Raw genomic sequence first — 22,590 nt, forward strand, 5'->3', positions numbered from 1 at the left:
GAGTTGAGAACTTTATTTCACTCAATACAATTGCATGAACAATCCGATATCCTTATCTTTCTTTTCTGAAAATATTTTGAACAACATCATAAGACCATGAAGAAAGGAATTCATCCCGATTACAAAGAAATTACAGTTGTAATGAGCGATGGTACTGAGTTTACAACCAGAAGTACCATGGATACTCAAGAGGGGGTTTACAAAAGCGAAGTAGATTCAAAAAACCACCCTTTCTACAACCAGAATAAGAAAATTCAGAAGAAAGCCGGACGAATTGATCGCTTTAATAAACGCTACAACAAGAAGTAGTTAAAACTATTTTGAACAAAAGGATGCAGTGCCAGTCATTGCATCCTTTTTTTATATAGAACTGATGGAGCTAAAGAGATTTGAAGTAGGGCCGTTTGCCGAGAATACCTACCTGCTTATTGAGAATAATCAGGCACTATTGATTGATCCGGGGTTTTCTTCTCCGGATGAATACACGACGTTTAAAACTGAATTAAATGAGTCAGGTACAGAACTGCAAGCGGTCTGTCTTACACACGCTCATGTGGATCATATCCTGGGCCTTCATAAAGTCTTGAATGAATTTGAACTGCCTGTTTACCTGAATCATTCAGATCTTTTTTTATGGAATAACTTTGAGCAGCAGTCACAGGCTTTCGGATTTCGATCTGTTGGATTTGATTTTACTCCCAATCCTCTTCCGGAACAGAAAAATTTTACAATCGGTAATTTTTCATTTGATGTGATCTTTACTCCGGGTCACGCACCTGATCATGTGTCACTTTACTTTGAAGAAGATGCACTTTTGATTGCAGGAGATGTCATCTTTTTTGAAAGCGTAGGCCGGACCGATCTGTATAAAGGAGATTTTGATATACTTGCATCGTCCATCAGAGAAAAGCTTTACCATCTTCCGGATGATACTACTGTTTATCCGGGCCATGGACCTGCAACAACCATTGGCAGAGAGAAGAAACACAACGCTTTTGTGAAAGTTACAAACACGTAACGTGGCTCGCCTGTGCCGCGAGGAAGAAACGTTTACTCATCCCGAAGTTTTTGCTTTGGAATAGCAGATTAAGCTCCATTGCTATACAATATGCAAGCAGGTCAGAAGCAGAGCATCCAGGGTGGCCATTGCGAAGGAGGCCAACAGATCGAGAAACACTCCATCCGGCTAAAGGCGGACTCCCCTCCCCGAAAGTGTTCGGAACAGGCAAGGGGAGATTTTTACTCATCTGATTTTTCCTCTTTCATTTTACTTTTCAGGCGGGAGATTTGCTCATCAAAATAGTCGGATTTCGACTCATTGATCTTTTTCAAGCGTTTATAGGTAGAAATTGCGGCGGTATAATTTTTCTGCTTTTCATGAATAACGGCCAGTGTCTCCGTTACGATATCATCTACATCGGTGCTTTTTTCGCTCAAATCTCGTTTGTCTTCCTCGGCTTCTATATTCGGTTTGATCCGTTTTGATTCGACAGATGAGAGTTTGGCAATCAACCCGTCCAAATCCTGGATGGGGTGGGAGTGGTCGTAGAGATGTTGATCTGGCTTAAATGGTTTTCGGTGCTTAGTTGGCTCCCAGGCTTTAAAGGAATGGGGATGAGATATATAATAGTGTAACCGGCTCATCAGACGGCTTCCGGGAGCCATAATTTTTGCCTGGATAGAGGCTTCCAGTGCTTTTTCTTTATCCTCATTTTTCAGATAGAGCCAGGCTAAGAAAAAATAGCCCACAGCTCCGGCATTTCGTTTTTCAACCCGATTTTTAAGGCGATCTATCGCAGCTTCAGGATCGTCTTCAAATGTCTCCAGGTAGCTTTGATACGATTTTGGTATTTGATTCGGTTGTAACTCCATGCCAGATTTTAATGAAGGGATGCCACTTTACCAACTACTTACGGCATCATTAAACATATTGTCTGATATTTGCTGCAAAGCAGTTTCGGCAGCTTCCAGTTCACCTTCAACGGGATTCTGAACCACATCATAGGTAGAACTGCCTGAAAATGTTTTTGTATATATCGGTTCTTCATCCGATGCGAATTGAAATGTTGCACGAACGGATATTTGAATTTCATTTCTGTTTGCCTGTTGATTTCCGCCAATACTGAACGGGCGATTCACATAACTCTGTACAGCCCCTTCAACCCATGCATCCGATGATTCCTGGTCGTTTGCCAGAGACAAACGGCTTTGATTTATAAATCGATCAATCAACGCCCGGTTTAACCGGTCACTCAAATCTCCCAAGCCACTTTGCGACCTGTCCGGGAAAAAAGGAATATATACCGTTTGAACATCTGCCGGTATAGATGTACCTGTAAAACTATAGGTAACACATCCGCCGAGGATCATCAAACAAACCAGCAGAACACCGAATGACTTATTGAACTCCATACTGATCTAATTTCCTGTAAAGTGTTCGTTCACTCACTCCAAGTGCTTCTGAAGCTTTCCGCCGATTCCCGTCAAATCTTTTGAGGGCCTGTTCAATCAGGAATTTTTCTGCTTCTTCAATAGATGGAATCTCTTTGTCAGTAAAAAATTGTTCGATTTCATCCACATCTTCCACATCCTCATCTTCCTCTACTGTTGTATCCACAGAACGAATACCGAGTGAGGAATCATCCATCTGATCGCGAATATGTCCGGAAATATCATTTGGATCGATATTTCTTGAAACGGCACTTGGGAGTGCTTTAATCTCTTTTTCGCTAAATGTTGAATAGAGAAATTTTGCGAGCATCTTTTTAAGGTCCGCTATATCTGATCTCATCTCAACCAGTGCCCTGTAAATAATACCTGTATCTGTAGATGACTTCTCTCCGTCAAAATCACTCTCCGGATCCTGCCGTGATAGTACCGGAAGGTTATCAGTTGAACCAAGATGCTGGCGGCCTTTCAGGTATTTTTGAAGGCGGTCTTTATCAATAAATTGAGATTTTTCCAGTACAACCAACTGTTCAGCCACATTCCGTAACTCGCGAACATTTCCCGGCCACCGATAAGAGATCAAGAGCTCTTTGGCTTCATCAGAAAATCCCTGGAAAACGGAATCGTATTTAGAGGAAAACTCAGTAACAAATTTCCTGAAAATTGGGATGACATCTTTTTTGCGATCTCTCAGCGGAGGCAGCTTAATTTTCACTGTATCGAGCCGGTAGTAAAGATCTTCGCGGAAACTTCCCTGTTGTACCAGTTCCCATAAATCTTGATTGGTTGCTGCAATCACGCGGACATCAGCCGTGTACATTTTGCTCGATCCTACTCGGAAAAACTCACCACTTTCCAGTACCCGCAGTAATTTTACCTGGATATTCTTCGGGGTGTCACCAATTTCATCAAGAAAAATGGTTCCGCCGTCGGCTTTTTCAAAATATCCTTTTCGTGCTTCGTGAGCGCCGGTAAAAGATCCTTTTTCATGACCAAAAAGTTCACTTTCAATGATACCTTCGGGTATGGCTCCGCAATTAACAATTACAATATTTTTTCGATCTCTTTTACTCAAAGAATGAATAGCGCGTGCGGTAATATCTTTTCCCACACCGCTTTCTCCCTGGAGCAGTACAGTAATATCCGTACCGGCTACCTGCATAATTTTATCGACAACCTGCTTTATCGCGTCAGATTCGCCGATAATTCCATAACGTTCCTGTAGTGCTTGCCTGTCCATAGTGCTATTTTTTGTTGAACCCTAAATGTAAGAAAGATCTGATTCTTGCCATAAACTGCATTTGGATTTTTTATTACCAAAAACCAACCGTTATCAACCTTTACTTTTAAGAAAAAACATCGTTTGTTGTTTCTTTTAGTTTAACGTAAAGAAGTCTAATTCAAAGTTGTCAATGGCAGAGGATATTTTTTGTAAAAATACGCTTGATAAGTTAATCGATCATTTTACTGTAATTTATGGAAAAGAGAGCGTTGATGAATGTATAGATCGAACGAAAAGTTTGATTCGAAAGTACAATCTTCAGCCGTCTGAAAAGGTCTCTTTTCATGATGTTTGGACTCATAAAGATCATATTCTTATAACGTATGGAGATATGGTTCAGCCAAGTCCCGGCGAACCTGTATCGAAACTCAGAAAACAACATCAATTCCTGAAAGAGAAAATGGATGATGTGATAAGTACTGTGCATATACTCCCTTTTTTCCCAAGCTCTTCCGATGACGGTTTTTCAGTTGTGGAGTATCGCCGGGTTGATGAACGGCTTGGGGGTTGGGATGATATCGGAGAGATGAGTAAAGATTTTCGCCTGATGGGGGACCTGGTGATGAATCATGCATCAAGATACAGCGAGTGGTTTAAGAAATACCTGAGAAAAGAGGAAAAGTACGAAGATTATTTTATTGAGATCGATCCATCTACAGATCTTTCGGATGTCACCCGGCCACGAAGTTCTCCTCTTCTAACACCTGTTCATACTAAAAATGGCGAGAAATTTGTTTGGTCCACATTCAGCGATGATCAGATTGATGTCAATTTCAGAAATCTGGATGTCCTTTTTGAGTACCTGGATATCTTTTTCTTTTACCTGAGTAAAGGTCTCTCTGTCGTTCGCCTGGATGCCGTTGCTTTCATCTGGAAGGAGATCGGCACCTCTTGCATCCATCTTAAAGAAACCCATGAAATTGTAAAGCTGATGCGCACTCTGGTGAACTGTTTCTCACCGGAATCAACCATTATTACCGAAACCAATGTGCCTCATAAAGAGAATATCAGTTATTTTGGTGAGGGTGACGAGACCCATATGGTCTATCAATTCAGTTTACCGCCTCTTCTTCTTCACGCAATTTTAACTGAGAATGCATCGTACCTAACCAAATGGGTAAAAACACTCAAGGAGCTACCGGAGAATTGTACATATTTCAATTTTACCTCTTCGCATGATGGTATTGGCGTTCGTCCCCTGGAGGGATTAGTACCCGATGATGAGTTTAACAGACTGGTGAGTGACATCAAAACAAAAGGAGGATTTGTATCTGAGAAGAAAAACCCGGACGGAACGCTTTCGCCTTACGAATTGAATATCACTTATTTTGATGCCTTCAGTGGAATCAATGGATCACAATCGTTACAGGAGCGGCGTTACATCTGTTCGCAAATTATTTCACTGAGCCTGAAAGGTGTACCTGGAATCTATTTTCATAATCTGACAGCAACGCGAAATAACCTTCAGGGGGTTTCCATAACAGGTCGCTATCGAACCATCAACCGGAAAAAATGGTATTACGATGAGTTGACAAGTGAGCTGAGTGATCCCGATACGAGTACATCACGAATATTCAGTAGTATGAAAGAGGTGATTTCAGTTCGGCAAAAACATCCGGCATTTCATCCCTTTGGAGGACAGGAAGCCTGTGATATTGATGATACAATTTTTTGCCTGGTACGCTGGGACCCTGAAGAGACAGAGAAAGTTCTTGTGCTGGCTAATTTAACGAATGAGTCGAAATCAGTGGATCTTTCCGAGCATTCATTGCCTATCCAAATGGATGCCAATTATAATGATATTATTTCGGGAAAGCGGTGTATAAGTGATGGCATAGCAGAGCTTTCGCCATTTAGAGTGGTATGGGTTAAAGTTTAATGCAATCTTTGAGCTGCGAAAGAGATGTAATAATCAGATCGGGCAGAATATCTTTGCAGCGTTCGTCATCTTTCCGCCATTTAAGTGAGCGTTTGTCGCCTGCAAAGAGGGCCGTTTTCATACCAAAATGTTGGGCCGGATAAACATCTTTTAGCATATCATTTCCAACGTAAAGAACATTGCCGGGGGAGAGATCCGGATTGTAGGTATTCAGTTTATCCAAAAAATCCTGGTAAAATTGAAGACCGGGTTTTTTTAGATGTTGCTTGAATGACCAGTTAAGAATCTCATTTTCAAATCCAAGTTCATCAAGGGAATGATCTGTTAATGCTTCCAAAACGATTGGCGTGTAAAATTGAGAGTTCGAAATAATTCCCTGTGTCAGTCCTTTTTCATTGAAATAGGTGAGAGTATCAACAGCATCCGCCATTGGCCAAACAGGATTCATCCGGGCTTCAAACTCTACGGATACAATCTCCGCAATAGAATCTTCCTCTGAATATTTGATGAGCCCCTCACTGCGCATCTCATCCAAAACATCTTGCCACACAGCTCTGATATCAGGTTCGGGATATTCAATTCCATCATTTTTCAGGGATTGAATATGCTCCTTAACAACCTGGTTATAAACGTTAAACCCGGCTGAGCCAGCCGAGTCATCCAGGATTTCAATTCCTGAGTTCTTGAGGGTTTCTAATAAAAGGTCAGCATTCGCAAGCCCGTCATCAATCCCGATATCTCCAACACCGGATATGAAAAGAGTACCATAAAAATCATACGCAATAACCCGAATATCTCGTAATTCGTGAAGAGTTGGGATTGTTTCGGTATCGATCGGTTCAAGCGGTTCGGAGAGTTTTTTAAACCGTTCGTGAAGGTCGGTTGAGGTCATTTCAATCTAAAGTGGTTTAATTTCCCCCTTTGAAGGGGGAAGCGAACGGAGAGAGCTGGGGGATGATTTTCGAAGTTCAGGAATGTCCAATTCTTGGTTTTGATGCATAATCGATCATCCCCCATTGCCCCCTTCGAAGGGGGACACTCACCAATATCCGCATATTTAATCAAAAAAATTATGGATTTAAAGTCGATACCTCGTGAGCTCTGCCCCGAGGTAGTTCATCAGGAGCCGGAAAATTATTTCTTAAACTTTTTGCGATACTCTTCGATTTCAATCATCGGCGGACGTTCCTCTTCAATTATTTCCATCAGGTTTTGCTCATACTGATTTTCTTTTACCTGGAATTGTCGCAGAATGGTTTCGTGCTCAGCATTGTCAAATACTCCAAGTGCTTGTGCCCTTTTGATGAATGTTTGAAGGATGCCAAAAGCCATCTTTCCGAGTGCCTGTGTTGGTTTATTTTCATGAACACGTTTATCAAGGTCGGTTTGGGCGAACGCTTCCAGTCCGTATTTATGATATACATCGATCAGGTGAGAGGTCTCTACACCATATCCAATCGGGAAAGCAATGTTTTCCAGAACCTCGCGCCGGACTGCATATTCACCGGAAAGTGGCTGGATGATCCCGGTAAGTTCGGGAAAGAACAATGAGAAAAGAGGGCGTACCAAAATTTCGGTTACCCGTCCGCCACCCGAGGCGCGAACATTTCCTGAAAAGGCCAGCGGCCGATCGTAAAAAGCTTTTACGTATTGCACCTTATCCCTATGGATGAGCGGAGCCACTAACCCATATACAAATCGTGGGTGAATGTTGCTAATATCCGCATCTACATACACGATAATATCTCCTTCAAGCTGGTAAATAGCTTTCCATAGATTTTCTCCTTTTCCTTTTTTGGACTCAAGGTCAGGCAGAATATCCGATGCAAGATAGGTATCGGCACCGTAATTTTTTGCAACTTCAAGTGTATTGTCATCCGAACCGGAATCGATCACAGCGATCTCATCAATCAGCGGATATCGCTCCATCAGTTCAGATTTAAAGATGATAATCTCTTTCCCAATTGTTTTCTCCTCATTCAGAGTAGGTAGACACAGCGATATCTTTAGATTCTTCTTCTCTTTGGCCTCCACCAACTTCATGAGGTCCCAAAATTCGGAATGATGATAGGTATTCTTATCAATCCATTTTTGCAGCTTATTACTCACAATATCCTCCGTCAACAGCTAAAATTATACCAATCAGTTGAGCCAGGCCTTTAAAGATCGGGTCAATCTGAATGGTTTCATTTGTTTTAAAAGTTCGTTCTCCAACCGTAATTCCAAGTGTCAGGGCAGGAATTTCTTCATCAATCAAAGCAGAAAGTTCCGACGTACTTGGCGCCAGCCGTGGTTCAATATTCAGCGACTCCATTACAGATCTGGCACAGTTGTTTAATGGATGAGCATAGGGGATGCCGCCGGGACTACGTTTGGCAAAAATATCTAATTCTATTTGATCACCGGTTTTTGATGAAACTTCGTGAACAATATCCTCAATGGTTGTTCCGGTCTCTTCCACCACTTCCTGCGATTCAGACCGAACTTCAAACCCAAGTGTGGCATCGCGTGCAATGGTATTGAAAGATGTTCCGCCAACTATCGATCCCATCACAATACTCGTTCGCGGGCGTTTCGGCAGCCGGATATCGTTAATCTTATTGATCACTTCGTTGAGAGTCAGAATGGCACTTGCATCTCCAAAACGGGACCAATCGTAACTTTCAGGAACGGTACAGGTGATTTCTCCGCGAAGCATTCCGATAGATGAATAACTCAACCGACCCAGTTGAATGCCTTCAATACAGATCGCATCGCTGATTGTAAATGGATTATTCTCCAGGAAAAAGCGAATTCCTTCAAGATTACCGCGCCCAAGGCTTTTTACACCGGCTAAAAGCAACAGGTCTTTTTTGAGTTCAATATCCAGATCTTCAAGAATGTAGGGAAGAGTTGCCAGCACGGCTAATCCGAGACTGTTGTCCGCCACGCCGGGTCCGGTGATTGAATCACTTGAAACCTGCATGGTATGATCTGTTTTTTTGGAAAAAATAGTGTCGGTATGGGCATTCAATAGAATTGCATCTTTTCCTTCCTGTCCGGATAAAACACCAATTCCATTTCCATGATCGTCAATCGAAGAGTCCGTCAGGCCGGCTTCATCAAACCGGTCGAGAATAAATTGCACTCGCTCCTCCTCTTTAAATGTTGGAGCGGGAATTTCGCCGACCATCACCAGGTTTGCCAAAAGGAGTTCCCGGTATTTTTTAAGTTTTTCTTCTAACCCGTTTAACTTTTTTTCGAGTGGTTTAAAGTCAGTCATGGTTAATTAGTGAAAATGATATTCTTGCTTTCGTTTAATATGCCAAAATTTACGAAACTTATCACTCAAAACCCTGATAAACTCTGTTCGATGAATAAACTTAATATCCACTTAACAGTGGCATGCTTTTGGCGTGTGGAATGAGGATTGAGTGGTTTCGGGTTCAGACCATTGAAAAGCTTGAAGTTCGGCTGGCGATTGTATTTTTCGCCTGCCGAATGTCACAATTTCAGGTCATAAAATTCGGCAGTCGAAATGGATTCGATAGCCGATGGAGAGCGTTCGTCTGCACAGTGCCCCAAACTGGCGCAAGTGTTAAACCCGATATTTTAAAGCATAAATTGGAATAAAATTAGATAATCTCTTGCTGGGAAAAATCTTCCTACAAGCAGTAAGCCAAGGATGTCAGTTGTGCCAAGCTTTTTGTAAACGGAAAGGGGCACAAGTGATGCTTCGCTTAACACTTGCGCCAGTATAAGTGAGATCTCTTGCGTGGAGCGGTTCCCGAAGGGAATTGCCTTATCCCACAACTTTGACAGGAACAGAAACTTGCAAGGCTCATGTCATTGAAGTTCGATCTAAACCGCTAATACAGGGTTCCAAACCCTGGAGGGTTAACTCGTTTATACCAAAGCCGGCTCAGCGTAAAACTCTTGAATAGAGCTTTTCTTAATTGGAGTTGCCATCAATGTGGCGGAGGTGCAGTCGGTGATTTCAACTTCCACATAATCTCCTTTTTGGAAATCTTTTCGATCGAAAACTACCATTTTGTTTGTATCGGTTCGGCCTGAAAGTTGCTCGCTGGATCGTTTGCTTTCGCCTTCAGCCAGTACAAGGTGTCGGTTACCGATCTCTTGCTCATTATTCTCTTCCTGGATATCCATCTGTTGTTCAATGATCTCCGTCAGGCGACGTTTTTTCACCTCTTCCGGCACGTTATCTTCATATTTTCGATGGGCCAGGGTTCGTTCCCGTTCGGAGTAGGCAAACATGTACGCTAAATCGAATCGAACTTTCTTCATGAGAGACATCGTATCAGCGTGCTCCTCTTCAGTTTCATCACAAAAACCGGTGATGATATCTGTTGAGAGCGATACGCCGGGAATAATTTCACGCATTTTCTCTGTCAGGTTGAGAAATTGCTCTCTTGTGTACGGCCGCCTCATCCGTTCAAGTGTTGTGTTTGAACCGGCTTGAGCGGGAATGTGAATGTAACTGCATAAATTTGGCCGTTCTGCAATTAAGTGAAGCAGCGGTTCAGGAAAATCTTTTGGATGAGGGGAGGAGAAGCGAAAACGCATTTCATTATCAACCTTGCTGGCTTCATCCATCAGTTGGGTAAAATCGATATCCTCGTATTGATAAGAGTTTACGTTTTGTCCCAAGAGTGTAACCTCTTTATAACCCTGATCGCTGAGTTGCTGAATTTCATTGAGAATGCTTTTCAGCGGACGGCTTCGTTCCCGTCCCCGTGTGAAAGGCACCACGCAAAACGCACACATGTTGTCGCAGCCGCGCATGATGGAAACAAATGCACTTACGCCGTTATCGCTGGTTCGAACCGGGCTGATGTCTGCATATGTTTCTTCGAGAGATAAGAGAACATTTACGGCTTTCCGGCCGTCATCCACTTCTGCAAGAAGATTGGGGATATCGCGATACGCATCGGGTCCTACAACAATATCCACAAGTTGTTCCTGGTCGATAATCTGGTCGCGAACTCGTTCAGCCATACAACCAAGAACACCAACGGTGAGATCATCTTTCTCTTTTTTGAGCGATCGAAATTCCTTTAAACGGTTCCAAACCCGGGTCTCTGCATTTTCCCGGATGGAACAAGTGTTTACAAAAATAACATCGGCTTCTTCGGCAGATTGTACCGGTTGCATTCCATCTTCCATCAGGATGGAGTTTACGATTTCAGAATCGGCAAAATTCATCTGGCAACCGTAGGTTTCTATGTAGAATCGTTTATCACTCATTGTATGGGTCTCTTTCTTATTTGAGCCTTCAAAAATAACGAAGATAAAAGAATGTTAACAGCTAAAATAAAATCAACTATTCTATTGAATTTCGAGCAGCTCTACTTCGAACAGCAATACTGCTCCGGGATATCCTGGAGAATCGTCACCATAACCGATATCCGCTGGAATTAGGAATTCGTATGTTGAGCCGGTATTCATTAATTGAAGGCCTTCTGCAAATCCATCAATAACTCCATCAACCGTAAACGTTGAAGATTCTCCTGAATCAAATTCTACGCCATTCATTAAGGTACCGGTGTAATTTACAACTATGGTAGAAGTTTCGTTGGGGCTTTCTCCCTCACCTTCTTCAATCACACGGTATCGAAGTCCGCTGTCGGTCGTTGTTACATCCTCTTGTTGTGTATACTCTTCAATAAATCCTGTTTGCGTGTTCAGAAGTTTTATTCTTTCAAAATGGATGACTCTGCCATCACCAAAAGCCAGATTTGTTGGAAAAACCATTTCATACAAGCTGCCAATATTCATCAATTGAAAACCTTCTTGATAACCAGGTAAGTTGTCTTTTAAAGCGAGTATTGAAGGATGATCTCCATCAAATGTATTTATGGATTGTTCACCGTCGATAGAACTACCTTCCATGTCAGCTAAAACGATAGATGTGGCTGTAGGTTTTTCCCCTTCCCCCTCTTCAATTACACGATACATGAGTCCGCTGCTTGTTGTGGTTACATCATCCCGCTGGGAATATTCTTCGATAAAGGCCTGATCTTCAGAATCATCGTAACTTGTGTTGGGATTATCTAAACATCCAGCGAATATCAGAAGCAGAGTAATTGGAAATAGTTTTAAAAATCTCATATAAATTTTCTGTAAATATTAGTTATTCAACGATTTCAACGAGTGTTACCTCAAAAATAACGGTTGTTCCGGGGCAAAAATCTCCGCCTGCGGTTTCTCCGAATGCCAGGTAGGAGGGAAGTACAAATTCATACGTAGCACCTTCTTGCATCAATTGTAAACCTTCTTCTAAACCCTCGAGCAGTCCTTCAACACCTGTTTCCTGCGGCCCGACATTTTCAGTTGTATCAAATATAGAGCCGTTAATTCGTCTTCCCTCATATTCAATCAAAACGATGGAGTCTAACGTTGGGCTGGCACCATCGCCCTCTTCAATTACACGATACTGCAGTCCGCTTTCTGTTTGAGTTACTCCTTCCTTATCCCGGTTTTGTTCCCAGTAGTCGGCTTGCTCCTGTCGGTCGTGATTTTCGCATGATTCATTCGGCCCGGTAGATCCCAGGCAGCCGGATAAATAAACAGTGAAGAGCAATAAGAGAGTAGCAGATCGAATCATATAACGTGCTTAAATTTTTGAAGTGAGTGATTTTGGTAATTATACACTTGCAAACGGAGGAAGACCTATTAAATTTTTTTCAATTGTCAGTAGTTTTCCAGGTATGGAGTGATCTAACTTCCTGAGAAGTTGAGAATCATAAAATTCCGGCTCGGAAAAATCACTCCAGAATCTCCGCTGTTGATCAATCAACGGAATAATATCTACGATCAGATCGGCATCATAAAAAAGAAGTTTCCTGTGAATCTCTTCGAGCATATCGTTGATAACTCCTGCGACGGATACAAAAAAGGGTGCTTCATCCGGGTTGTTCTTGGTCATCAGATTCTCGAGAGTGAACGTGAGTTTTCGAACATTACGAACCTTTTGGATAAGCTGATGCCGCGATGCAGTGTCTTCGTCCAGATTGTTGTAGTACTTATAGTTTCTTACAAGACGCAGGCTTTCGGTAAGGATGAGTGCAGAGGTTGCTGCGGTGAAATTTGCAAGCGCTTTACTGCTTAATTCGGCCATGTTTCGGGACTTTTTCTCCAGTCGTTTAACAATTTGAGATCTTTATTTTTGATGGTTCCCGTTTCAAGGGCAACGTCAATGAGTGTAGGGTAGTCTGTTAAACTGTAGAAAGGAACGTCTTTTTTTTCGAATTTTTTGATTGATTTGTCGAAACCGTATGTAAATATGCTGAGCAGTGCCTGTACATCTGCACCGATAAATTGAAGAGCATCTATGACTGAGATGGCAGATCCGCCCGTAGAAACGAGATCCTCAATTACAATAGTTTTTTGTCCTTTATCTACACCTCCCTCAATTTGATTGCCCATTCCGTATGATTTTGCTTTTGCACGAACATAAGCCAGGGGTTTGTCGAGATTTTGGGCAATCCATGCTGCATGTGGTATGCCTGCGGTAGCGGTGCCTGTAATTACTTCAACATCCGAAAAATTTTCTTCAATAAACGATACAAAAGCCTGCGCAATTTTTTTCCGTGTTTCCGGGTAACGGAGAGTAAGTCTGTTATCGCAGTAGATGGGGGAGTTCCACCCGGATGACCAGGTAAAGGGATCATTTGGCTTGAGAATTACGGCATTAATTTCAAGTAATGATTTTGCGAGCTCCCTGGAAAATGTCTTATCAATAATCATGCTTCAAAAAATATTCAGTCGAATTAAGATGTAACGTATAGAAAATGGAATTAATATAGTTTCAATAAAAAATTTACTGTCCGATAAACTTCTAAGCAGAATTATATCAGAGCAAAGTATGATAAATATAGAAACAACCTTCGAGACAGATGAAGGCATAAACTCCGGCTAACAGATCATCTGCTAATATACCAATTTCTCCGGGTAATTTTTGCAACTTATCTATACCCAACGGTTTAAGAACATCGAAAAACCGGAAAAGAAGAAAACCAAAGATCAATGTAAAAAGATCACCAAAAAAGGTGTAGGAAAAGCCACCCAGAATAAAAACAAGACTTTGTCCAGCGCATTCATCCATAACAAATTGTGAGGGATCATGACCATATTTTGCTTCCACAGCCGGCGCACAATAAAGAGATAACAGTATAGAGGCTACAAAGAAAGCTGGAATTCCCCAGGTTGGGAAAAGAAATGATGCAAGATAGATTAAAGGCAATGTAAATAAACTACCCCAGGTTCCCGGGGCTACGGGCAGATGACCGGCGCCGAACAGGGTGCCTAAAGCAACACGAATATTCATTATTTTTTGTATTTAAGCGAAAAGAGTGCGCGATTTACAACAAGATATTCAATGCCGGAATAGAGAGTAATGATGGTTACCAGCATCAATCCACCAAAGAATATATTCGAATCGAGAACGGTCTGGGTGATTTCACCAAAGCTGCCTTTAAGTAACATCAGAAATCCAAAGACGAGTGCAGCATAAAGATAGATCATTTGAATTGCGGTTTTTACTTTTGCCATGAAGCGGGTTTTCATGGTGACTCCTTTATAGTTGGCAAAAATTCGTAGAGATGTGATAGTAACATCGCGAAAAACAATAAGCAGCACCGCCCAAATAGGAAATTGATTTGAATCGAGGAACGGCAAACAGATAAACCCTGCAAAAGTGAGAAATTTGTCTGCCAGTGGATCAAGAAATACTCCGAAATCACTCTCTGCGTTAAAACGGCGTGCAATGTAGCCGTCGATGAAGTCTGTAGCTGCTGCTATAAAGAAGATCAACAGACTTAAGGCCCGCCAGAATATCTGCTCCTGGATAAACAGATACAGGAAGACCGGGGCCAGAAATAACCGGAAGCCGCTCAATATGTTTGGTATTTTTTGCACACTCAAAGTTATAATACTTGGCAGTTAATTGTTATCTGTGTGTATAATTTTTTAAGAATGGATAAACCCGTTAACAGCTATTTATAGTCTCCAAGCCTCATTCGTAATAAATTGGCAGAACTTTCAAGTACAAAAAAAGGAATTATATCTGTATTTCATACATGTTCAGCAAAATCCTATTTTCACATCTATGAAAAAAGCACATATCATTACAATCGGTAACGAGTTATTAATCGGCGATACCGTAAACACGAACGCTTCGTGGATTGGCAGTAAATTGACAGAATTGGGATTTTCGGTTCAAAAAACGATCACTGTTCCGGATGATTACAATCCAATTAGCGAACATATTTTAGATTCACTGAAAGAAGCTGAACTGACAATTGTAACCGGCGGATTAGGCCCCACGCACGATGACATTACCAAAAAAGTGGTGGCCGATATTTTTGAAAGTGAATTAATAGAAAATCAAAATGTACTGAATCATGTAAAAGCTATTTTTGAAAAAAGAGGATTTAAATTTTCAAAATCGAATCGCGAACAGGCGTTGGTGCCGGCTTGTTGTGAAGTGCTTTTCAATAATCAGGGTACAGCACCCGGAATGTGGTTTGAAAGGGATGAGCATTATCTTGCTGTACTGCCGGGTGTGCCCCACGAAATGAAGCATTTGATGGAAGACCGGGTGGCCGTTAAGATAGAAGATTGTTTTTCTGAAAGAGATACAATTATTACTGAATATTTCAGAACTGCGGGAATCCCGGAGAGTACGCTCAGCGATACGATTGGAAACCTGGATCAATTCATATCGAATGGAGTGGGAGTTGCCTATCTGCCGAATCCAAGTGGAGTGACGATTCGAATTAGTGCAAATTCTGAGGAAAAATTGGTTAAACTGCGTAAACACCTGCAGGAACGAGCCGGAACATTTATTTATGGAAATGGAAAAAACTTGAAACTGGCCGAGGTATTAGGTGAGTTGCTTGTTAATAAAAACCTGATGATTGCCACCGCTGAAAGCTGCACTGGTGGATTATTGTCGAATGAAATAACAGATATTGCCGGAAGCTCAAATTACATGCTGGGCGGTGTGGTAGCTTATTCAAATAGAGTAAAGAAACACCTGTTGGGAGTCTCGCAGGAATCACTGGATCAGTATGGAGCTGTAAGTAAAGCGGTAGCGCTCCAGATGGCAAAAGGAGTTGCTGAGCATCTGGGAGCCGATATTGGGGTATCTACAACAGGAATTGCAGGACCGGGCGGCGGTACGGAAGATAAACCGGTTGGATTGGTTTGGATGGGATTTTGGATGGACGGTGACCACTTTGCACTCCGGTCTGTTTTTACGAACAATCGTTTAATCAACAAAAAACGCACCGTGATGGTAGTAATGGAATCTGTACGGAGAAGATTGCTTGGAATTGACAGCCTGCCGTATGAACTCAAACCTCAACAGCCCTGATGTTGATATCCGCGATTATTGCTCTTGTATTTAGCTTGTTGCAGGTGGTACCGCCTCAATCTCCAGAAGATACGCTCTCTACAGCACCTCAAGACACATCTTTGACAGCACCCCGGGACAGCCTATCAACTACACCTCAAGATACTCTGTCGACAGGATTGGAAGACACTCTTTCAACGACTCAACAGGATTCGCTCTCGCAAGCTTTGCAAGAACAGGAGGCTGAGGAACAGATCCCTGATACGGTATATGTTTGGAATCAGAAGTTTCCGGAATCATTTGATGTGAGCGAAACAGATAGTACTCTCCGCTGGGTAAGCTTGCTAAATCTATTCGACAAATTTCACAAAGAGAGAGGGGCCATTACCTACCGAATGGGTACGGTGGGAAGGATGGATGGCGCTCTTCTTCATGCATATTCTACCCGGCATATGAACCTGGAGATGGAGGGACTGAATTTTAATGATCCACTGACGGGACATGTGAACTGGAATCGGCTGCCGATCCATAAAATCGCGGGTTTTTATGAGACGGATTACGGAGCATCTTACCGGTCGAGGGTGAGGTTGCGGGAGCACTATCTTATTCAACCACGAACGTATCTCAACTTTGATGAAAGTGATTTTAATTATCGAAGTCTGGAATTTTCTTATACACAAAATTTTTTAAAAACCACGAACCTGGAACTCTCCTTTTGGGACCGGAGGGATGGCGGTGGATATCGGGCGAACGAAGTTACAGGGCAACAAGTTACGGCAAGGGTATATCATCAGCTTAACCATCGATGGCTTCTTAAAGCGGGGTTTATAAATAATGGGATGGACCTGGGTGAACCGTTCGGATACCAGGTGAACGATCCGGAGTTTTTCGCATTTAATACCTTTGTGGCTTCACCGGTTGAATCGAATGCAAGTTCAGATTATTCCCTGAAGGATCTTTACGTTCAAGTTCATCACCGTACGGATACTATAAGTCCTGTTTCGACCAAAATGGGAATTCATTACCAAGTAGATAAGCGCTCAATGAGTTACAGTGCTGATACTCTTTCCACTAATTTTAGAAGACTTGAGATGTTTGCACGTCACCGGGTCTCGCTTTCTTCAACAGAGGTAACCGGAACCGGCCGGCTTACTCTCATGTCGGAGTTGGAAAAATTAAACCTGACGGAAAGCAGTTGGCTGGGGGGAGAGCTGAGTGTGGATGCATCACAAAAAATTGGAAGCCTGTTTGAGTTGAACGGACATGCATCCATCAAAACGTGGAATGACGGCCGTTCTACATCTGAACTTTCGGGACGATTGATATTTCGCCCGTTTAAACGATTGCGATTGTCTGGTTTTGGTGGTGTGTTATCCAGGGCACCGGACATCCAGGCGGCATACTGGCAGTCGGATGAATTTGCGGGCTCGCCCGGTTTGAGTAATGAGAATTCGCAGTTTGTGGGATTCCAGGCCGAGATCGATTTTTGGAGGGATCTGACCTTTGGTCTGCGCGGGGATATTCGAAATACAACAGATGCAGTTTTCCTCCGGGACGGACAGTTTCTAAATATTGACCCATACACGCTAACCAGTGGTACAGCATGGCTGTCGCTGGATTCGGATCTATTTGAGGGAGGCATATCGGGCACTTACAAAACCTATTCGTCTGACAGCTCTCAGCCTGTGAATTCATTGCTGGCCCAGTCTGGGGAGAGAATTTGGCTCAAGAGTCATTTTTACTGGAAAAATTATCTTTTTGACAGAGCTACGTTTGTAAAAGCCGGTTTTTCAGGAATTTTTTCTCCAAATCCTTTTCGAACAGCAGAGTTTATAACGCCGCTAAACCGATGGCAGCATGGAACAAACGAGTTCATTAATCCCTCATACTATCGGTTAGATCTGGATGTTTCAGCCAGGGTGCGTTGGTTCATGGTGCTACTGAAATGGGAAAACATACTTGATCAGGTTGGGCAACCGGGGTACTTTGAATCGGTGGGGTATCCCATGCCGGGCCGCCGGTTTCGGTTTGGAATCAGAGTTCTTTTTACGAATTAGACGGATGATATAGATGAGTGTAGGATATGTTTTGAAAGAAGGTTTTGCAGGTTTGGGCCGGGCACGGCTTGCAGCTCTTACATCAATGTTTTCTCTCTTTATTGCTGTGCTCCTCATCGGGGTTCTTTTTCGCCTGGGATATAATGCCTACGAACTCACTCAGCTTTTGAATAAACAGGTAGAGGTGGAAGTCTTTCTCGAAAATTTGAACAGTACAGATACTCAACTGATGGAAGGGCGCTTGATGGAGAATCCGGGCGTAACCGGCCTATCCTATATCTCCAAAGACAGTGCAGCCCAGGTATTTCAGCAGGAGTTTGGAACCGGTGGAGAAGCGATTGCTGAGCTTGATTTTCTGCCGGCATCATTTCGTTTGGAAATTTCTGATGAATACACAGTTGCCCAGGTCGATTCGCTCGTCCACGATATTGAAAGATACGAGGGTGTTGATGAAGTGAGGTTTAACATGGCCCTGTTGCAGATGATTGAGTCGCGTACAGAAACTATGCTTATTGCAGGTGGTGCCATCGGCATTTTTATCCTGCTGGTAGCGATGATTCTTGTTTTCAACACGATACGGTTAACCATTTACGCCAAACGGGATCTTATTAAGGCGATGAAATTAGTGGGAGCTACCAACGCATTTATACGCAGGCCTTTTTTGGTTGAAGGCGTTTTGCAGGGAATGTTTGCCGGTGGGCTGGCTGCCGGCGTGATCTATTCGCTTTTCCACTGGGCTATTCCATATTTTATGCCTCAAATTGGTGTGCTTTCCTGGCCATTTGGGCGATGGTACTATTTGATATCCGGGGTAATTATTCTGGCAATTATTCTCGGCTGGTGGGGAAGCCGCTGGGCAGCCCGGAAGTTTATTAAAGATATGGGCGTTTCTTCGTAATTTAGAACGATCATTCAAGGGGCGATACTGATCGAAGAATCTCAAAATTCCTTCTGAACAAAAATCCGCGAAGTTTTCTCTAACAAGAAGGCTTTGCAAAACTCTGACCGTCATCCTGAACTTGATTCAGGATCTCCAGATACTGGCTATAAAGACGAATGGAGAATCTGAATCGAGTTCAGATTGACCAATAACCACGGTTTTGCAAAGCTCTCAACGAGTGTTTTAGAATTTTATGAAGAGCATTACCCGTAGAACAGAAAAACTTCGCGGATTTCCTCGATCCGAAATTTATTTTAAGACAGGGTGACAAATAGTTGTCACCGCACCGGTTTACATTGTGGTATAACATCAAACAAACCACATATCACAATGACAAATGCAGCAAAAAAATTAAGCCAATTACAAAAAAGTGAACCTATTCTCATCTCCATTTTTAATAAAGCGGAGAAAGAGTACAAGGAGTTGGAAGAGATGTTCAACCTGATCGGATGGGGAGAACTGCCGGACAAGTTGAAATTTGCAATCGAATCGGATGTTCGAGGTTATATTGACGAACTGAATGGCCGGTATTCAACAACCTGTGCAGGCGTACAACGCAGGCGGGAAAGCGTTGATTTTTGGGTGAACAGCTACCTCGATGGAATCTGCTCGCTGGAAACTGCTATGGACGCATTAAAGGTTACAAAATTATGAATAACGTGATTTCGAAATATAGATGCCTCAAACTGACGATAAATATTAATTCCGATTTGGGGTAAGGAAGTTCACATGGATTTTTTATCTTTACAAAACTGTAAAAAAAGTAAATTTTCTCATGACGAACTCCTCATCCTTCGCCAATATTACCCGCCAGGGACTCACATACGATGATGTTTTATTAGTTCCCTCATATTCGCAGGTTTTACCACGCGAAGTTGAAACAAAAGTAGATCTCACACCAAGCATAACTCTCAATACGCCTATTTTCAGTGCGGCAATGGATACCGTTTCTGAATATCGTCTTGCCATTGCTCTTGCGCGTGAAGGCGGCATTGCCATGCTTCACAAAAATATGTCGATTGAAGACCAGGCAGAACATGTGCGGTTGGTAAAACGAAGTGAAAGCGGAATGATCGTAGATCCCGTAACACTGCCACCGGATGCCACCGTGAAAGATGCCCGTGCGTTAATGAAAAAGCATAAAATTGGCGGAATACCAATTGTAGAGAGCGGCAACAGATTGATTGGAATTGTAACAAACCGCGATTTACGGTTTGAGCACTACGTTGATAAAAGGCTGGATACAATCATGACCAGTGAGAATCTTATAACAGCCAAAGAGAAAACAAGTCTTGAAGAGGCAGAAGAGATTCTTCAAGAGTATAAAGTAGAAAAACTGCCAATCGTTAATAAAGACGATATACTGGTTGGATTGATTACGTTTAAGGATATCGAGAAAAAAATGAACTTCCCCAACGCCTGTAAAGACAGCATGGGCCGGTTGAGGGTGGGTGCTGCAGTTGGCGTGACTCCGGACACAATGGATCGCGTGGATGCACTTGTGGACTCCGGCGTGGATATTGTAACCGTAGATACCGCACACGGACATTCAAAGGGTGTGCTTGAAACGATTAAGAAAATTAAATCTGCTCATAAAAATCTGAATATTATAGGTGGAAACATTGCAACGCGAGATGCGGCTGAGGCACTGGTAGAAGCCGGCGCAGATGTTGTAAAAGTGGGCGTTGGCCCGGGTTCAATCTGTACAACACGGGTGGTTACAGGTGTGGGTGTTCCACAGTTATCTGCAATTATGGAGATTGCTGAATTCACAAAACAAAAGAATGTAGGTTTAATAGCAGATGGCGGAATTAAACAAACCGGCGATATCCCAAAAGCTATTGCCGGTGGGGCCGATGCTGTAATGATGGGCTCTATGTTTGCGGGTGTGGACGAAAGCCCCGGCGAAACGATTATTTATGAATCAAGGAAATATAAATCCTACCGGGGTATGGGCAGTCTTGGAGCGATGGCCAAAGGATCCAAGGATCGCTACTTTCAGGATGTTGAAGACGATCTGAAATTAGTACCCGAAGGCATTGAAGGACGTGTTCCATATAAAGGATATCTGAGTGAAGTGGTCCACCAGATGAGCGGCGGATTACGAGCTGCTATGGGCTATGTGGGCGCCTCAACAATAGAAGAACTGAAAAAAGCTGAATTTGTACAGGTTTCTGCAGCAAGTTATAAGGAAAGCCACCCGCATTCCGTGCAAATAACCAAAGAAGCACCCAACTATTCCGTTTCCTGATTTTTGGTTATCCGGACCAGTTTATATCTATAAATAGTACACGAGGGAAGAGTAGTTCAACCTGACACTATCATTTGATATGTGGAATTTTCTTAGAAAAATTTTTTCGGAGAAAGAAGGAGGGGTCACAGTAGTGGTGCTGGATGAAAGTGATCCAAATAGCTCAAGCACATACAAGCTCAATTCTTTTGATGTTATAAAAATCGGAGCTGCTGTGGTTGTGGTATCCATAGGTCTTACCATCGGGATTTTTTTTGTAACCCCACTCAGTTCAATCTATCAAAAACAGATTGATGAACGGTTTCGAGACCAGGTGATCTCCATTAACCAAAGAGTTGAGGCACTGCAGGACTCTCTTTATGCCAGGGAGGTACAACTCAATGATCTGAAACAGTTTATCCGAACGGTGCCTGATACAAATTTTACTGTAAACAGAAGTTTTGTAGGAGAAGGTCAAACCACCCGGGAAAATAGTTGGAACGAACCGCTAAGGATACCTACATATGATATGATTAACCAGGATGAGATTATCTCTTCATCCAGACTCGCCCGTATTCCTGATTTTCCAAGTCACTATCCAATTGAAGGTACGCTAACACAGGAATTTTCATCCGAAGAGAAGCACTATGGTATTGATCTGGCTGCAAACAGCAACACAGAATTTCGCTCAATTGCAGACGGAACAGTTGTGAATACAAGTTGGACAATTAACTATGGATATGTAATATACGTACAGCATTCAAATGGTATCATGAGTATTTACAAGCATGGTGCCAGACTTCTCAAGGAACAGGGAGATGTTGTTATGAAAGGCGATCTTCTTGGATTGATAGGCAATAGTGGTGTACTAAGCTCAGGGTCGCACCTGCATCTTGAGATTTGGAAAAACGGAGTTCCACAAAATCCACTCATGTATTTGATGGAGTAATTCTAAAATGTTTAAAAATAAACCTGGTAATAAAGTGAACGGAACATCTCAAAAATCACCTTCTCTGAATATGATTAGCGAAGGCACAACCATAAAAGGAACTATAAAATCGAATAACGATATTCGCATTGCCGGGAGGTTGGAAGGGGAAGCGATCTGTAAAGGAAAAGTTATTATCAGTTCCTCGGCACATGTTGATGGTAATATTGCATCAACCGAGGCCGATATTGCCGGAAAGATTGAAGGTACAATTAAAGTATCTGAAAAACTCTCTCTCAGGCAAACTGCCATCGTTGGCGGTGATATCTTCACAAAAGTTTTAGTTGTTGAGGAGGGAGCACAACTAAATGGAAATTGCAGGATGGGCGAACAGGATACCAACCTCGATGGCGAAACCGATGCTCAATACGCAGAATCAACAGTCGTTAAAGAGAAAGATTAACCTTATTCA

Annotated in this window: 23 protein-coding genes; 10 read left to right on the plus strand and 13 right to left on the minus strand. The window is 42.5% G+C overall.

The features are described 5' to 3' along the window. Positions 1 to 96 precede the first annotated feature (96 nt). Both rpmE and U5K72_07585 read left to right on the plus strand, forming a co-directional pair. Positions 97 to 309, plus strand: a complete 213-nt coding sequence (gene rpmE / locus U5K72_07580; GenBank protein ID MDZ7718658.1) for a 50S ribosomal protein L31 — start codon at positions 97 to 99, stop codon at positions 307 to 309. 28 nt (positions 310 to 337) lie between these two features. Continuing rightward, on the plus strand, positions 338 to 1,018 hold the full coding sequence (locus U5K72_07585; protein ID MDZ7718659.1) for an MBL fold metallo-hydrolase: 681 nt from the start codon (positions 338 to 340) through the stop codon (positions 1,016 to 1,018). Between the two features lie 221 nt (positions 1,019 to 1,239). Here the strand turns inward: U5K72_07585 and U5K72_07590 are convergent, their stop codons facing one another. Genes U5K72_07590 through U5K72_07600 form a run of 3 tightly spaced genes read right to left on the minus strand, consistent with a single transcriptional unit; the run spans position 1,240 to position 3,688 of the window. After that, positions 1,240 to 1,872, minus strand: a complete 633-nt coding sequence (locus U5K72_07590; GenBank protein MDZ7718660.1) for a hypothetical protein — start codon at positions 1,870 to 1,872, stop codon at positions 1,240 to 1,242. A 27-nt stretch (positions 1,873 to 1,899) separates the two neighbouring features. After that, a complete protein-coding gene (locus U5K72_07595; GenBank protein MDZ7718661.1) occupies positions 1,900 to 2,412 on the minus strand; it encodes an LptE family protein in 513 nt (170 codons plus the stop codon). After that, on the minus strand, positions 2,399 to 3,688 hold the full coding sequence (locus tag U5K72_07600) for a sigma-54 dependent transcriptional regulator (protein ID MDZ7718662.1): 1,290 nt from the start codon (positions 3,686 to 3,688) through the stop codon (positions 2,399 to 2,401). The genes U5K72_07595 and U5K72_07600 overlap by 14 nt, the downstream gene beginning before the upstream one ends. Positions 3,689 to 3,860: 172 nt before the next feature. Here U5K72_07600 and U5K72_07605 point away from each other — a divergent pair, with 172 nt between their 5' ends. Further along, complete coding sequence (locus U5K72_07605) at positions 3,861 to 5,609, plus strand: sugar phosphorylase (protein MDZ7718663.1); 1,749 nt, start codon at positions 3,861 to 3,863, stop codon at positions 5,607 to 5,609. Here U5K72_07605 and U5K72_07610 read toward each other — a convergent pair. The 10 genes from U5K72_07610 to pgsA all read right to left on the minus strand — a co-directional run bounded on the left by U5K72_07610 (position 5,599) and on the right by pgsA (position 14,525). Further along, positions 5,599 to 6,501, minus strand: coding sequence for an HAD hydrolase-like protein (locus U5K72_07610; GenBank protein ID MDZ7718664.1), 903 nt, complete (start codon positions 6,499 to 6,501; stop codon positions 5,599 to 5,601). The two genes, U5K72_07605 and U5K72_07610, sit on opposite strands and share 11 nt — an antisense overlap. Positions 6,502 to 6,743: 242 nt before the next feature. Continuing rightward, complete coding sequence (locus U5K72_07615) at positions 6,744 to 7,718, minus strand: glucosyl-3-phosphoglycerate synthase (protein MDZ7718665.1); 975 nt, start codon at positions 7,716 to 7,718, stop codon at positions 6,744 to 6,746. Then, on the minus strand, positions 7,711 to 8,871 hold the full coding sequence (locus U5K72_07620; protein ID MDZ7718666.1) for a peptidase dimerization domain-containing protein: 1,161 nt from the start codon (positions 8,869 to 8,871) through the stop codon (positions 7,711 to 7,713). Before U5K72_07620 ends, U5K72_07615 begins: the two co-directional genes overlap by 8 nt. Before the next feature lie 623 nt (positions 8,872 to 9,494). After that, a complete protein-coding gene (gene miaB / locus U5K72_07625) occupies positions 9,495 to 10,853 on the minus strand; it encodes a tRNA (N6-isopentenyl adenosine(37)-C2)-methylthiotransferase MiaB (protein MDZ7718667.1) in 1,359 nt (452 codons plus the stop codon). 81 nt (positions 10,854 to 10,934) lie between these two features. After that, a complete protein-coding gene (locus U5K72_07630) occupies positions 10,935 to 11,717 on the minus strand; it encodes an FKBP-type peptidyl-prolyl cis-trans isomerase (protein ID MDZ7718668.1) in 783 nt (260 codons plus the stop codon). A gap of 22 nt (positions 11,718 to 11,739) precedes the next feature. Then, positions 11,740 to 12,213 (minus strand): FKBP-type peptidyl-prolyl cis-trans isomerase, encoded by a 474-nt coding sequence (locus U5K72_07635; GenBank protein MDZ7718669.1) that lies wholly within the window; start codon positions 12,211 to 12,213, stop codon positions 11,740 to 11,742. 39 nt (positions 12,214 to 12,252) lie between these two features. Then, positions 12,253 to 12,726 (minus strand): hypothetical protein, encoded by a 474-nt coding sequence (locus tag U5K72_07640; protein MDZ7718670.1) that lies wholly within the window; start codon positions 12,724 to 12,726, stop codon positions 12,253 to 12,255. Continuing rightward, positions 12,714 to 13,355 carry an orotate phosphoribosyltransferase gene (gene pyrE / locus U5K72_07645; protein MDZ7718671.1) on the minus strand — a complete coding sequence of 214 codons (642 nt, stop codon included), beginning with the start codon at positions 13,353 to 13,355 and terminating at the stop codon, positions 12,714 to 12,716. Before pyrE ends, U5K72_07640 begins: the two co-directional genes overlap by 13 nt. A 106-nt stretch (positions 13,356 to 13,461) precedes the next feature. After that, a complete protein-coding gene (locus U5K72_07650) occupies positions 13,462 to 13,935 on the minus strand; it encodes a phosphatidylglycerophosphatase A (protein ID MDZ7718672.1) in 474 nt (157 codons plus the stop codon). Next, on the minus strand, positions 13,935 to 14,525 hold the full coding sequence (gene pgsA / locus U5K72_07655; protein MDZ7718673.1) for a CDP-diacylglycerol--glycerol-3-phosphate 3-phosphatidyltransferase: 591 nt from the start codon (positions 14,523 to 14,525) through the stop codon (positions 13,935 to 13,937). Before pgsA ends, U5K72_07650 begins: the two co-directional genes overlap by 1 nt. 190 nt (positions 14,526 to 14,715) lie before the next feature. On the opposite strand from pgsA, the gene U5K72_07660 reads away from it, so the two are divergent. The 7 genes from U5K72_07660 to U5K72_07690 all read left to right on the plus strand — a co-directional run bounded on the left by U5K72_07660 (position 14,716) and on the right by U5K72_07690 (position 22,581). Further along, the gene (locus U5K72_07660; protein ID MDZ7718674.1) at positions 14,716 to 15,984 is read left to right on the plus strand and encodes a competence/damage-inducible protein A; all 1,269 of its coding nucleotides are present in this window, start codon (positions 14,716 to 14,718) and stop codon (positions 15,982 to 15,984) included. After that, a complete protein-coding gene (locus U5K72_07665) occupies positions 15,984 to 18,020 on the plus strand; it encodes a hypothetical protein (protein MDZ7718675.1) in 2,037 nt (678 codons plus the stop codon). The genes U5K72_07660 and U5K72_07665 overlap by 1 nt, the downstream gene beginning before the upstream one ends. Before the next feature lie 13 nt (positions 18,021 to 18,033). Further along, a complete protein-coding gene (locus U5K72_07670) occupies positions 18,034 to 18,918 on the plus strand; it encodes a permease-like cell division protein FtsX (protein ID MDZ7718676.1) in 885 nt (294 codons plus the stop codon). A 372-nt stretch (positions 18,919 to 19,290) separates the two neighbouring features. Continuing rightward, positions 19,291 to 19,614: a hypothetical protein gene (locus U5K72_07675; protein MDZ7718677.1), complete on the plus strand. Its 324-nt coding sequence runs from the start codon at positions 19,291 to 19,293 to the stop codon at positions 19,612 to 19,614. 121 nt (positions 19,615 to 19,735) lie between these two features. Then, the gene (gene guaB, locus U5K72_07680) at positions 19,736 to 21,211 is read left to right on the plus strand and encodes an IMP dehydrogenase (protein ID MDZ7718678.1); all 1,476 of its coding nucleotides are present in this window, start codon (positions 19,736 to 19,738) and stop codon (positions 21,209 to 21,211) included. Between the two features lie 79 nt (positions 21,212 to 21,290). Then, on the plus strand, positions 21,291 to 22,139 hold the full coding sequence (locus U5K72_07685; protein MDZ7718679.1) for a M23 family metallopeptidase: 849 nt from the start codon (positions 21,291 to 21,293) through the stop codon (positions 22,137 to 22,139). A gap of 34 nt (positions 22,140 to 22,173) precedes the next feature. Beyond that, on the plus strand, positions 22,174 to 22,581 hold the full coding sequence (locus U5K72_07690; protein ID MDZ7718680.1) for a polymer-forming cytoskeletal protein: 408 nt from the start codon (positions 22,174 to 22,176) through the stop codon (positions 22,579 to 22,581). Positions 22,582 to 22,590 lie beyond the last annotated feature (9 nt).

It is taken from the genome of Balneolaceae bacterium (assembly GCA_034521495.1).
In the GTDB taxonomy this organism is placed as follows: Bacteria; Bacteroidota; Rhodothermia; order Balneolales; family Balneolaceae; genus Rhodohalobacter.